This window comes from Streptomyces luteogriseus, from assembly GCF_014205055.1.
Classification (GTDB): Bacteria; Actinomycetota; Actinomycetes; order Streptomycetales; family Streptomycetaceae; genus Streptomyces; species Streptomyces luteogriseus.
On record NZ_JACHMS010000001.1, the window covers coordinates 2,846,895 to 2,861,321 of the forward strand.

The 14,427-nt window shown below is 75.5% G+C and carries 1 protein-coding gene; it reads right to left on the minus strand.

What is annotated here, in order from left to right; genetic code table 11:
* Positions 1–2 precede the first annotated feature (2 nt).
* Entirely contained in the window at positions 3–14,405 is a 14,403-nt protein-coding gene (locus BJ965_RS12160) for a type I polyketide synthase (protein WP_184908673.1), read from the minus strand.
* Positions 14,406–14,427 lie beyond the last annotated feature (22 nt).

The following is a 14,427-nucleotide window of genomic DNA, read 5'->3' on the forward strand; positions in this document are numbered from 1 at the left end:
GCTCAGTCCTCTCCGAGTTCCGCGTTGATGAAGTCGAACAGCTCTTCATCCGAGGCGGAATCGAGCTTGCTGGTGACGTCGCCGTCGTCGGCGCCGTCGTCGGGTTGCGCGCTCCACGCGGAGGCCAGAGCGCGCAGCCGGGCCGTGATCTGCTCACGGGTGGCGGTGTCGGCGGGGGGTGCCGCGAGTGCGGCTTCCAGGTGGTCGAGCTGGGTGAGCACCGGCAGGGGCGCCCCGGCCACCGACCGCAGCACCTTGCTCTCCAGGTGCTCGGCGAGCGCGGCCGCCGTGGGGTAGTCGAAGACCAGCGCGGCGGAGAGCTGGACGCCCGTCGCGGCTACCAGTCCGTTGCGCAGCTCCACCGCGGTGAGCGAGTCGAAGCCCAGTTCCCGGAAGGAGCGCCGGGCGTCCAGCGGGGTGTCGGCCCCGTAGTCGAGCACGGTGGCCACCTGCCGCTGGATCAGCTCCAGCAGCAGCTGCCGCCGGCCGCTCTCGGACTGCTCGGCCAGCCGCTGCGCGAAGGACTGTCCGGCCGCCTGTCCGGTGCCGGCCGCGGCCCGGCGCAGCGGGGCGGGGACCAGTGCGCGGAACGGGGCGGGCAACGTGGCGTCGGCCGCCTTGCGGCGCAGTACGGCCATGTCCAGGCCCATCGGCACCAGGGTGGCCGCACCGGAGTTCCACGCCCGGTCGAACAGTGCGAGGCCCTGGCGCGGGGAGAGGGCGAGGACACCCGCCTGGGCCATGCGCCGGCGGTCCACGTCGGACAGGCGGGCCGACATGCCGGAGTCGGTCTCCCACAGGCCCCAGGCGAGCGAGGTCGCCGGGAGCCCGGCCGCCCGCCTGGTGTGTGCGAGCGCGTCGAGGAAGGCGTTGGCCGCCGCGTAGTTGGCCTGTCCGGCGCCGCCGAACACGCCGACACCGGAGGAGAACAGCACGAAGTGCGACAGCTCCAGGCCCGCGGTCAGCTCGTGCAGGTGCACGGCGGCCTCGGCCTTGGGCCGCAGGACGTGGTCGACCCGCTCGGGGGTCAGTGTGGTGAGCACGCCGTCGTCGACGATTCCGGCGATGTGCACGACCGCGGTCACCGGGTGCGCGGCCGGCACCTCGGCCAGGGCGGCTTCGAGGGCCGCGCGGTCGGCGATGTCGCAGGCCCTGAAGGTCGCCTCGGCACCGGACGCGGCCAGTTCACGGCCCAGTTCGGCCGCGCGCGGGTCGTCCGGGCCCGTGCGGCTGAGCAGCAGCAGCCGGCGCACGCCGTGCTCGGCCGCAAGGTGCCGCACGATCTGTGTGCCGATGCCTCCGGTGGCGCCGGTGACCAGCACCGTGCCGTGTTCGTCGGGCTCGGGGGCGCGGGCCTGCGGCGGCTCGGTGACCCGGGCCACCCGTGGCACGAGCAGCCGGCCGTCGCGGATCGCGAGGTGCGGCTCGGCCTGCGCCAGGCAGGTGCCGACGGCCGCCGCGAGCAGATCGGTGTCCTCCGCCCGGCTACCCAGGTCGGCCAGGACGAACCGGTCCGGGTGCTCGGCCTGGGCGGAGAGCAGCAGGCCGCGGACCGCGGCCTGCGCCGGGTCGACGGGGGTGCCGTCGCCGGTGGACACGGCCGTCCTCGTGACGAAGACGATCCGGGTGCCGGCCAGCCGGGTGTCCGCGAGCAGTTCCCTGACCAGCTCCAGCGTGCGGTGGACGGTCCGTCGCGCGGACTCGGCGGGTGCGCCGGGCTCCGTCTCCACGGGCAGGACGACGAGACCGGGCCCGTCACCGCGGTCGGCCTCGTCGGCGAGGGACGCCAGGTCCGGGTGGGTGACCACCTCGGCGCCCTCCGCCGCGAGGGCCTTGGCCAGGTCGTCGGCGGCGGCACCCACCACCGCCCAGCCCGGGTCCGGGGCGAGGGCCACGGCCTCCACCGGTGTCCAGGTCAGCCGGTACAGGGCGTCGGGTGCGGCCCCGGGGCCGGGACGTACGGGCGCGTCGCCGGTGCGGACCCGGATCCGGTCCACCGCCAGCACCGGTTCGTCGTCGGTGTCCGTCAGCAGCGCGGTCACGGCGTCGGGGGCGCTGCGGGTCAGGTGCACCCGCAGTGCGGTGGCGCCGGTCGCGTACCGGGTCACTCCGGTGAAGTGGACCGGCTGCCCGGCCAGTTCGGCGATCAGCTCCGTCATCTGTGCCAGCAGCTCGGGGTGCAGGCCGAACCGGTCGGCGTCCGCCGCGTCACGTTCGGCCAGCGCCAGTTCTGCGAACAGCTCGTCCTCCCGGCGCCAGACGAGGTCGGCGCCCACGGGCTCGGCGTCGGCCGGCGGCCAGGGCGCGGTGCCGGGCTCGTGCCGCGGCCGGGTGGAGGTGCCGCCGAGCACGCCGTCGGCGATCCGCGTCCAGGGGTCCTGGCCGGCGCCGTGCGGGCCGTCCGCCGGGCCCAGGTGAAGCGTGAAGCCGCGGTTTCCGTCCTCGTCGGGCGCGGCCACCACCAGTTGCAGCGGAGCCTGGGGAGCATGGGGCACCGGGCCGGCCACATCGAGTTCGGCGATCCGGTCGCAGTCGAGGCTTCCGCCCGCCCACAGCACCATGTCGAGGATCTCGCCGCCGGACAGGGCCTGCCCGTCCGGGGCCGCGGGCAGGCTGCCGCTGAACAGGGATTCGCCCGTGCCCGGCAGCGTCACGGACGCCGTCAGCAGCGGGTGGCCGGTGCCTGCCAGGCCCGCGCCGGCCAGGGCCTCGGCGCCGCCGGTGGGCGCGTCCAGCCAGTAGCGCCGACGCTGGAAGGCGTAGGTGGGCAGTTCCACCCGGCGGGCGCCGGTGCCGCGGAAGAACGCGGCCCAGTCCACGCGTTCGGTGCGCACGTGGAGCCTGCCGAGCGTGGTGAGCAGGGTGCGTACCTGGTCGCGGTCCCGGCGCTGGGCCGCGATGCCGGTGGCCCGCTCCCCGGCCGACTCCTGGGCCATGGCGGTCAGGACGCCGTCCGGTCCCAGTTCCAGGAAGGTGGTGACGCCCTCGTCGAGCAGGGTGCGCACCCCGTCCGCGAACCGCACGGCCTGCCGCACCTGCCGCACCCAGTAGGCGGGGTCGCACAGTTCCGCGCCGGCCACCTCCCCGGTGAGGTTGGAGACGACGGGCAGGGCGGGCTCCGCGAAGGCGACCTGGGCGAGTTCGTGCTCGTACGCGGCGAGCATGGGCTCCATCAGGGCGGAGTGGAAGGCGTGGCTGACGGTGAGCCGCTTGGTGCGCAGCCCCGCGTCGGCAAGCCGGGCACCGGCGGCGGTCACGGCCTCGTCGGTCCCGGACAGCACCAGCGATGCGGGGCCGTTGACCGCGGCGACGGCGATCTCGGCGAGCGCGTCGCCGAGCACGGCGGACACCTCGTCCTCGGACGCGGCGACGGACAGCATCGCGCCGCCCTGGGGCAGTTCCTGCATCAGCCGGGCGCGGGCGGCGACCACCCGGGCCGCGTCCGCGGTCGACCACACGCCGGCCACGTGCGCGGCGGCGAGTTCGCCGACCGAGTGGCCGAGCAGGGCGTCGGGTCGTACCCCCCAGTGCTCCAGCAGCCGGAACAGTGCCACCTCGACGGCGAACAGACCGGTCTGGGTGTAGAGGGTCTGGTCGATCAGCGCGGCTTCGTCCGTCCCGGGCTCGGCCCACAGGACCGTGCGCAGCGGGCGGGGCAGGTGCCGGTCGAGTTCCGCGCACACCGTGTCGAAGGCCGCGGCGTACTCGGGGAACGCGTCGTACAGGGCGCGTCCCATGCCGGCGCGCTGGGCGCCCTGGCCGGTGAAGAGGAAGGCGAGGCCGCCCTCGGCCCGCTCCTCGGCGACCGCGCCGGTGGCCAGGTCGGACAGGCCGCGGCGCAGTTCGTCCCGGTCCGCGGCGACGACGACCGCCGCCCGGTCCAGCACGCCGCGGCTGGTGGCGAGCGAGTAGGCGAGGTCGGTGAGGAGGTCGTCGTCGTCCCGGTCCAGAAGGGCGGTCAGGCGGGCGGCCTGGTCACGCAGCGCGTCCTGGGTGCGGGCGGAGACGACGAGCGGCACGGGACGGCCGGTGTCCGCCGCCGCCTCCGGCACCCCGGCGCTCCCGGCGGAGCCGTCGGACTGCGGCTCCTCGGGCGCCTCCTCCAGGACGACGTGCGCGTTGGTGCCGCTGATCCCGAAGGCGGAGACCCCGGCACGGCGCGGTTCACCGCCTCGTGGCCATTCCCGTGCCTCGACGAGGAGTTCCACCGCTCCCGAGCTCCAGTCCACGTGCGGGCTGGGCTCGTCCACGTGCAGGGTGCGCGGCATCAGTCCGTGCCGCATGGCCTGCACCATCTTGATGACGCCGGCCATGCCGGCGGCCGCCTGCGTGTGCCCCAGGTTCGACTTGACCGAGCCCAGTCGCAACGGCCGGCCGGCCGGGCGGTCCTGACCGTAGGTGGCCAGCAGGGCCTGCGCCTCGATCGGGTCGCCGAGCGTGGTACCGGTGCCGTGCGCCTCGACCACGTCCACCGCGGAGGCGGGCAGCGCGGCGTTGACCAGGGCCTGCCGGATGACCCTCTCCTGAGAGGGGCCGTTGGGCGCGGTGATGCCGTTGGAGGCGCCGTCCTGGTTCACCGCGGAGCCGCGGAGCAGCGCCAGCACGGGGTGCCCGAGCCGGCGGGCGTCGGACAGCCGCTCCACCAACAGGACGCCCACGCCCTCGCCGAGGGAGAACCCGTCGGCGGCCGCGGCGAACGGCTTGCAGCGGCCGTTGGCGGCCAGGCCGCGCTGCCGGCTGAAGGCCACGAAGGAGGTGGGGTCCGGCATGACGGTGGCGCCGCCCGCGATCGCCAGGTCGCACTCGCCGTCCCGCAGCGCCTGGGCGGCCAGGTGCAGGGCCACCAACGAGGAGGAACAGGCCGTGTCCACGGTGAGCGCGGGGCCCTGGAGTCCGAGCGAGTAGGAGATCCGGCCGGAGGCGAGGTTGGACGACGCGCTGACGAGGAAGCCCTCCATGCCGTCCGCGGAGCCGCGCAGCCGGGTGCCGTAGGCCTGGTCGGTCAGTCCGACGTACACGCCGGTCCGGCTGCCCCGCAGGGACTTCGGGACCATGCCGGCGCGTTCCAGGACCTCCCAGGACGATTCGAGCAGCAGCCGGTGCTGCGGGTCCATGGCCTGTGCCTCGCGCGGCGAGATGCCGAAGAAGCCGGGGTCGAAGTCGCCCGCGTCGTGCAGGAATCCGCCGTGGTCCACGTAGCTGGTGCCGGGCCGGTCGGGGTCGGCGTCCAGGAGCCGGCCGACCGGCCAGCCCCGGTCGGTGGGGAACGGAGTGATCAGGTCCTTCTCGTCGAGGACCGCGCGCCACAGCTCCTCGGCGGAGGCGATGTCGCCGGGGTAGCGGCAGGCCATGGCGACGATGGCGACCGGCTCGTCCTGGTCGACGCGTACGACGGTGGCGGGTGCGGTTTGCGGGGCGGTCTCGGGCTGGAGTCCGCGGGCCACGAAGTCGGCGATTCCGGCGAGCGTGGGGTGGTCGAAGACCAGGGTGGCGGGCAGCCGCAGTCCGGTCGCGGCGCTGAGCCTGTTGCGCAGTTCGACGGCGGTGAGTGAGTCGAAGCCCAGTTCCTTCAGGGCGCGGTCGGCGTCGACGGTCCGGGCCTCCTGGTGGCCGAGTACGGCCGCGGCCTGCTCGCGCACCATCTCGCGCAGGGCCGCCGAGCGCTGCGGGTCCGTCAGGCCGGCCAGCCGCCGGGCGAGGGGGGAGGCCGTGTCGTCCTCCGCGATGTCGCCGGCGGCCGGTTCGGGCTGGGCCTCGGGCAGCTCGGACAGCAGCCTGCTGGGCCGTTCGAAGGTGAACTGGGGGGTGAACCGCTGCCAGTCGACGTCCACCAGCAGGAGCGAGGACTCGCCTTCGGCGAGCACCGCGGCGAGGGCCGAGACGGCGAGGTCCGGGTCGATGAGCGGCAGTCCCTTGCGGGCGAGGGTGTCGAAGACGGGGTCGTCGGCCATGCCGCCGCCCGCCCAGGGCGCCCAGGCGAGGGAGACGGTGTGCACCCCGGCCGCGCTGCGGTGCTCGGCGCGGGCGTCGAGGGCGCCGTTGGCGGCGGCGTAGACGCCGTGGTTGCCGGCGCCCCAGGAGGCGCTGATGGAGGAGAAGTAGACGACGGCGTCGAGCTGCGCGGGGTCCAGGGCCGCTTCCAGGTGCGCGATGCCGCTCACCTTGGCGGCCATCGCCTCGGCCAGGTCGTCGAGCCCTGCCTCGGCCAGGGGTCCGAGTCCGCCGCCGCCGGCGGTGTGCACCACGGCGCTGATCAGGTCGCCGTCGCCCTGCGCGGCGGCGACCATCGCGGTCACCTGGTCCGGATCGGTGAGGTCGCAGGAGAGCAGGCTCACCCGGGTGCCGAGCGCGGTCAGTTCGGCGGCCAGTTCCTCCGCGCCGGGTGCGTGCGGGCCACGCCGGCTGGTGAGGACCAGGTGTTCGGCGCCCTCACGGGCGAGCCAGCGGGCGACCCGCCGGCCGAGCGCTCCGGTACCGCCCGTCACCAGGACGGTGCCGCGGGGCCGCCATCCCGCGGCCGCGGCGGTGCGCGGCGCGGCGCGGACCAGCCGGCGGCCGAACACGCCGGACGGGCGCAGCGCGATCTGGTCCTCGGTGTCCAGGCCCGTGAGGACCGCGGCGAGGCGGCGCGCGGTGTGGTCGTCGAGGGTGTCGGGGAGGTCGACGAGGCCGCCCCAGGTGTGCGGGAACTCGAGCGCGGCGACGCGGCCGAGGGCCCATACGGCCGCCTGCTCGGGGTGGGCGGGTCCGGCGTCGTCGTCGGTGGCGACGGCGCCGTGGGTCAGGCACCACAGCGGCGCGCCGACCTCGGCGGTGGTGAGTGCCCGCAGCAGGGCGAGGGTGAGCGCCGTCCCGGCGGGTACGGCGGGCCGGTCCGGGTGCGGGGTGGAGTCGGTGGCGGTCAGCGAGATCACTCCGGCCGCGTCCCTGCCGTCGAGCGCGCCACGGATCGCCGTGGCCAGGGCGGTGTGGTCCGCTCCGCTGTCCACGGTCAGGACCACCAGGTCGTCCGCGAGGTCGCCGAGGGCTTCGGCGACGTCGGTGGCGAGCGGGTCGCCCGTGACGCCGGACGGCACCGCCAGCAGCCAGGTGCCGGGCAGGGTGCGGCCTTGCGGCTCGGGCAGTCGCCGCCACTCGATGCGGTAGCGCCAGGAGTCGATGACGGCCTGTTCCCTGCGGCCGCGCCGCCAGGCGGACAGAGCCGGTACGACCGCCCGCAGCGGCTGTTCGTCGCTCAGGCCCAGCGTGTCCGCCAGGGCGGGCAGGTCCTGCTGGTCCACGGCCTGCCAGAAGCGGTCGTCCTGCGGGTCCCCGGCCGCCGCGGGCCGGGGTGCCGGCCAGTAGCGGGTGCGTTGGAAGGGGTAGGTGGGCAGTTCCACGGGCGGGCCGCGGAACCCGTCGAACAGGGGCGCCCAGTCGACGGGGACGCCGTGCGCCCAGAGTTCCGCGAGGGCCGTACGGAACCGCCTCGGCCCGCCGTCGTCACGGCGCAGCGTGCCGGTGACCACGGGTTCGCCGCCGGCCAGCTCGGCCGTCTCGGTGAGAGCGGCCTGGAGCACGGGGTGCGGGCTGACCTCGACGAAGACGTCGTAGCCCTGTTCGGCCAGTGCCGTGACGGACGGTTCGAGCAGAACGGGCTCGCGCAGGTTGCGGTACCAGTAGGCGGCATCCAGCGCGGTGGAGTCCTGCCACCGGGCGGTCACCGTGGAGAAGAACGGGACTCCGGCCGGGCCGGGGGCGACCGGGCCGAGGGCGGCCATGATCTCGTCCTCGATGCGCTCCACCTGCGCCGAGTGCGAGGCGTAGTCGACATCGATGCGCCGGACCCGGACCTCCTGGGCGCGGGCGTGGGCCACCAGCTCGTCCAGGGCGTCCGGCTCGCCGGAGAACACCACCGCGGAGGGACCGTTGACGGCCGCCACGGAGATGCGTCCGTCCCACCGGGGAAGCCACTGCTCGGCCTCGGCGAGCGGGAGGCCGACGGAGACCATGCCGCCCTCGCCGACGAGCGCGCGCAGTGCCCGGGCACGCAGCGCGACCACCCGCGCCGCGTCGTCCAGGGTCAGCGCCCCGGCCACGCAGGCGGCGGCGATCTCGCCCTGGGAGTGTCCGATCACCGCCGCGGGCTCCACTCCGTGGGAGCGCCACAGGGCCGCCAGCGACACCATGACCGCGAAGAGCACGGGCTGGACGACGTCGACGCGTTCGAGGACCTGCCCGGAGCGTACGAGTTCGGTCACGGAGAAGTCCGTGTAGGGCGCGAGAGCGCGCTCGCACTCGGCCCATCGGGTGGCGAACTCCGGGGAGCTGTCGAGGAGTTCGGCTGCCATGCCGGGCCACTGCCCGCCCTGGCCGGGGAAGACGAAGACCGGGCCACGGCCGGCCTGGCGGGCCACCGCGGTGACCGTGCCGTCGGCGGGCCTGCCGGCCGCGACGGCGCGCAGCGCCTCGGTGAGTTCGCCGTGTCCGGTGCCGAGCACGACGGCCCGGTGCTCGAAGGCCGAGCGGGAGGTCAGCAGGGCGTGCCCGACGCCGGCGGCGGGCAGCTCCCGCTGGGCCACGTGGGCGTCCAGGCGGGCGGCCTGCGCGCGCAGCGCCTCGGCGTTACGGGCTGACAGCAGCCACGGCAGCACGGTGTTGTCCGGCCGCGTGCCGGGTTCCGGCCGGTCCGCCGGGGCGGGGGCGGGTTCGGGTTCGGGCCGCGGGGTTTCGGCGAGATCCGGGCCCTGTTCCAGGACGACGTGGGCGTTGGTGCCGCTGACGCCGAACGCCGACACACCCGCGCGGCGTGGCCTGCCGGTCTCTGGCCAGTGGCGGTTCTCGGTGAGCAGCCGCACCGTGCCCGCGGACCAGTCGACTTCGTCCGTCGGCTCGTCGACGTGCAGCGTCCGGGGCAGCACACCGTGCTGCATGGCCTGCACCATCTTGATGACGCCGCCGACGCCGGCCGCCGCGCCGCTGTGCCCGATGTTCGACTTCAGCGAGCCCAGCCACAGCGGCTGCTCCGCGGACCGGTCGCGCCCGTAGGTGGCCAGCAGCGCCTGGGCCTCGATGGGGTCGCCGAGGGTGGTGCCGGTGCCGTGTGCCTCCACGGCGTCCACCTCCGCGGTGGACAGTCCCGCGGTGGCCAGCGCCTGCCGGATCACCCGCTGCTGCGCCCCTCCGCTGGGGGCGGACAGCCCGTTGGAGGCTCCGTCGGAGTTGATGGCGCTGCCCCGGATCGTCGCCAGCACCCGGTGCCCGTTGCGCTGTGCGTCGGAGAGCCGTTCCACCACCAGGACGCCCGCGCCTTCGGCCCAGTTGGTGCCGTCGGCGGTCGCGGCGAACGCCTTGCAGCGGCCGTCGGCGGCCAGTCCGCTCTGCCGGGCGAAGTCGACGAACGCGCCCGGTGTCGAGATGACGGAGACGCCCGTGGCGAGAGCGAGGTCGCATTCGCCCCGGTGCAGGGCGCTCACCGCCGTGTGCAGGGCCACCAGCGACGACGAGCACGCCGTGTCCACGGTGACCGCGGGCCCGTGCAGGCCGAGGGTGTAGGCGATCCGGCCGGAGATGACGCTGGTCGCGGTGCCGGTCGTGAGGTATCCGTCCGCCTCGGGCGCGCCGGCCAGGGCCGCTCCGTAGTCCGAGCCCGCGGCGCCGGCGAAGACTCCGGTGCGGCTGCCGCGCAGGGTGGCCGGGTCGAGGCCCGCGTTCTCCAGGGCTTCCCAGGACACCTCCAGCAGCAGCCGCTGCTGGGGATCCATGGCGGTCGCCTCGCGGGGGGAGATACCGAAGAAGGCCGCGTCGAAGTCTGCGGCGTCGGGCAGGAATCCGCCCTTCATGGCGAGGTCGGGTGCGGCCCGGCGCAGGGCGGGCAGGTCCCAGCCCCGGTCGGCGGGGAAGTCCGCGACGCCGTCGCGTCCCGAGTGCACCAGGTCCCACAGGCCGTCGGGGTCCTGGACGCCGCCGGGATAGCGGCAGGCCATGCCGACGATGGCGATCGGGTCGTCGTGGTCGGCCGCCGGCGCGGTGTCGTCCTCGTCGGGGACCGTCCCGGACAGTTCGGCCATCAGGTGCGCGGCGACCGCCTGCACGGTGGGGTGGTCGAAGACGAGGGTCGCTGGGAGCCGCAGACCCGTCTCGGCGGCGATCCGGTCCCGGAACCGTACGGCTGCCAGGGATTCGAAGCCGAGGTCGCGGAACGGCAGGGCGGGATCGATGGCGTCGGCGGAGGCGTGGCCGAGCACGGCGGCGGCCTGCGCCCGCACCAGTTCCAGCAGGTCATGTGCCCGGTCGGCGGACGGCGCCGGGACCGCCTCGGCCGCGCCGGGGGCGGGCAGGGCCCGGACGGCGGGCAGGTCGGCGACGAGCGGGCGCGGCCCGCGGCCGGTGAGGACCGGGTGGAATCGCGTCCAGTCGATGTCGGCGATCGCGCAGACCGCGTCGTCGGCGTCGAGGGACGCCGTCAGCGCGGACATCGCGAGCCGTGCGGGCATTGGGAGCAGGCCGGGCACCGCCGGGTTCCCGTCGTCCGCGGTGGTCACCCAGGGGCCCCACCCGACGCAGGTGCCGGTCCGGCCGTCGAGCGTGCGGCGCCAGGCCAGGGACTCCAGGGCCGCGTGCGCGACGGTGTGCACGACGTCCTCGGTACCGCCCCAGGTACCGGCGACGGTGGACAGCAGCAGGAAGGCGTCCAGGTCCTCGTCCAGGAACAGCTCCTGGAGCCGGGCGACGGGGCGCAGCCGGTCCCGCACCGCACGGGCGAGGCCGGCGGGGGCGAGCTCGTCGACCGTGGAGGGGCCCGCCGGGTCGATGCCGCTGAGGTGTACCACGGCGGTCACCGAAGCCGGGTCCACCGGAGGCTGCCCGTCGTCCGGGTCCCATGCGGTGAGGGTGCAGGGGCCGCCCGCCGCGTCCAGGACGGCGGCGTCGGGCAGCACGGCGTCCGGGCGGTGCGCCAGCAGCAGTTCGCGGGCACCGTCGGCGGAGAGGAACCGCAGCAGGTCGGGCGTGACGTCGGCGACATCGCCGGTGATCAGGACGGTCCCCGCGGGGCGCCACTGACGGACGGTCCGGGGGCGCTCGGCCGGCAGCACCTTCCTGGCGAACACCCCGCCGGGCCGTACGGCGAGTTCGTCGCGGTCGCCGGGCGCGGCGAGGACGGCCGCGAGCAGGCGCAGCGAGCGCGCGTCGAGGTCGGCCGGCAGGTCCACCACACCGCCCGCGCCGGGCAGGACCCGGCCGAGCCCCCACACGGGGGCCTGTGCGGCTCCGGGCGCCGGCTCGGCGTCGACGGAGACCGCGGCCCTGGTCGCGTACCACACGGGGGCGCTGACGCCGGCGTCGGCGAGGGCCTGCCGCAGGGTCAGGGCCGTTTCCAGGGGGTCGCCGGACGCCGCGGGCAGCGCGAGGACGCCCGCCGCGGGGCGTTCGGCGGGCAGCGCCGCGCGCAGCCGCTCCACGAGGGCGGCGCGGTCCTCGCCGGGCCCGGCGGTCACCAGGACCGTCGACTCCCCGAGGGCTTCGGCCACCGTGGCGCCGTCGCCGTCCGCCGGGGCGACGACCAGCCAGGGGCCGGCCGGGCGGGCGTCGGGGCCGAAGGAGGTGTCGGGCGTCCAGCGGACCCGGTAGCGCACGCGTCCGGCCTCGTCGGCCGGCTCGGCGGTGCGCGGTGCCGTGGGGGTGGCGGGTAGCCAGTAACGCTCGTGCTGGAAGGCGTAGGTGGGCAGCGCGGTGCGGGCCCCGCCGCGGGCGGCCAGCATGGTGCTCCAGTCGACGCCGACGCCGTGCACGTGCAGTTCGGCCAGCGCGGTCAGCACCGTGTCCGCCTCGGGCCTGTCGTGCTGCAGGGTGGGCACCAGCGCCATGTCGCGGCCCTGGTCGCCGAGTCCGTCGCGGGCCATGGCGATGAGCGCCCCGCCGGGTCCCAGTTCGAGGCAGGCGGTGACCGAGCGTGCGCCGAGCCAGCGGATGCCGTCGTGGAACCGGACGGTCTCGCGGACCTGCCGGACCCAGTACTCCGGCCAGCTGAGCGACGCGGGGTCGAGGGGCGCGCCGGTCAGGTTGGACACCATGGGGATGCGGGGCTCGTGGTGTCGCAGTCCCTCGGCCACCTCGCGCAGCGGCTCCAGCATCGGCTCCATGTGCACGGAGTGCGCGGCGTGGCTGATGGGCAGCTTGCGGGTCTTGTGTCCGCGCTCCTCGCAGAGTTCGCGGACCCGTTCGACGGCGTCGGCGTCGCCGGAGACGACCACGGCGCGGGGCCCGTTCACCACGGCGATGGTCGCCCGGTCGCCGACGTCGGCGTGGTCGATGGCGGCGGCCAGTTCCGCCTCGGACGCCTCGACGGCGACCATCGCGCCGTCGGTGCGCAGGGTCTGTACCAGTCGGCCGCGCGCCGCCACCAGGGTGCAGGCGTCGTCCAGGGAGAGGACTCCGGCGCAGTGTGCGGCGGCGAGTTCGCCGGTGGAGTGGCCGAGGACGTAGTCGGGGGTGACACCGGCGTGTTCGACGAGCCGGAACAGCGCCACCTCCAGCGCGAACACCGCGGGGAGTGCGTATCCGGTCTGCTCGATCAGCGGCAGCCCGTCCACGACGCGTCCGTCGAGGATGTCGTCGAGCGAGTGGGCGAGTTGCGGGTCGAGCCGGTCGCGCACCTCGTCGAAGGCGCGGGCGAACACGGGGAAGGCCTCGTACAGTTCCCGCCCGATCCCCGCCCGCTGGGAGCCCTGCCCGGTGAACAGGAAGGCCACCGGTCCGGCCGGGGCGGTCCGGCCGCGTACCACGCGGGGGTCCGCCTGGCCCGTGCCGAGGGCGGCGAGAGCGGTGAGGAGTTCGCCGGGGCCGGAGCCGAGGACGACGGCGCGGTGGGCGAGCCGGGCGCGGCCGGAGGCCAAGGACGCGGCGACGTCCAGTGGCCGCTGCGCGCCGGTGGACACGTGCCCGTGCAGCCGCCGCGCCTGGGCGCGCAGCGCGGCCTCGCTCGCGGCCGACAGGGTCCACGGGACGGGGGCCTTCGCCGAGGTGTCGGGCTCCGGCTCGGCCGCGGGGTCGCGTTCGCTCGTCTCGGGGTCGTACTCGAGGACGACGTGCGCGTTGGTGCCGCTGATGCCGAAGGAGGAGACGGCCGAGCGGCGGGGCCGTCCCGTCCGCGGCCATTGCTGCTCCTCGGTCAGCAGCCGTACGTCCCCCGCCGACCAGTCGACCTGCGGGGTCGGTTCGTCCACGTGCAAGGTGCGCGGCAGCAGCCCGTGCCGCATCGCCTGCACCATCTTGATCATTCCGGCCATGCCGGCCGCGGCCTGGGTGTGCCCGATGTTGGACTTCACCGAGCCGAGCCACAGGGGCTCGTCGCCGGCCCGGTCCTGGCCGTAGGTGGCCAGCAGGGCCTGCGCCTCGATCGGGTCGCCGAGCGCGGTACCGGTGCCGTGGGCCTCCACGGCGTCCACCTGCCCGACGCCGAGCTGGGCGTCGGCGAGCGCCTTGCGGATGACGCGGCGCTGGGCGGGCCCGTTGGGGGCCGACAGGCCGTTGGAGGCCCCGTCCTGGTTGACCGCGGAGCCTCGTACGGTGGCCAGGACGGGCAGGCCCTGCTCCCGTGCGGTGGACAGCGGTTGCAGGAGGAGCACGCCGACGCCCTCGCCCCAGCCGGTGCCGTCCGCGGCGGCGGCGAAGGCCTTGCAGCGGCCGTCGCCGGCCATGCCTCCCTGCTCGGCCATCTCCGCGAACAAGGTGGGCTCCGCCATCACCGCGGCGCCGCCGACGAGGGCGAACGAGCACTCCCCGGCGCGCAGGGAACGCACCGCGAGGTGCAGCGCGACCAGCGACGACGAGCAGGCGGTGTCGATGGTGATCGCGGGCCCCTGCAGGCCGAGCGAGTAGGCGATCCTGCCGGAGGCGACACTGCTGGTCGTACCGGTCAGGACGAGTCCCCTGACCTCGTCGAGCAGTTCGTCCTCACGGGGGCCGTACTTCTGGTCGGCCATGCCGACGAACACGCCGCCGTCGGCGCCCCGCACCGAGGTGGGGTCGATCCCGGCCCGTTCCAGGGTCTCCCAGGAGGTCTCCAGCAGCAGCCGCTGCTGCGGGTCCATCGCCAGCGCCTCGCGCGGCGAGATCCCGAACAGCCCGGCGTCGAAGTCGCCCGCGTCGTACAGGAATCCGCCGGCCCGCCGGAAGGTCCCGCGCAGTCGGTCGGTGTGCCAGCCGCGGTCGGTGGGGAACGCCGAGACGGCGTCACCGCCCAGGCGCACGAACTCCCACAGGTCCTCCGGGGTGGTGATGCCCCCGGGGAAGCGGCAGCCCATCGCCACGACGGCGATCGGTTCGGCGCTGCCCGACTCCAGCTCGTGGACCCGCTGCCGGGTCCGCTTGAGGTCCGCGGTGACCCGCTTGAGGTAGTCGACGAGCTTGTCGTCACTGACCACTGCGATCAACTCCGTACGTGTA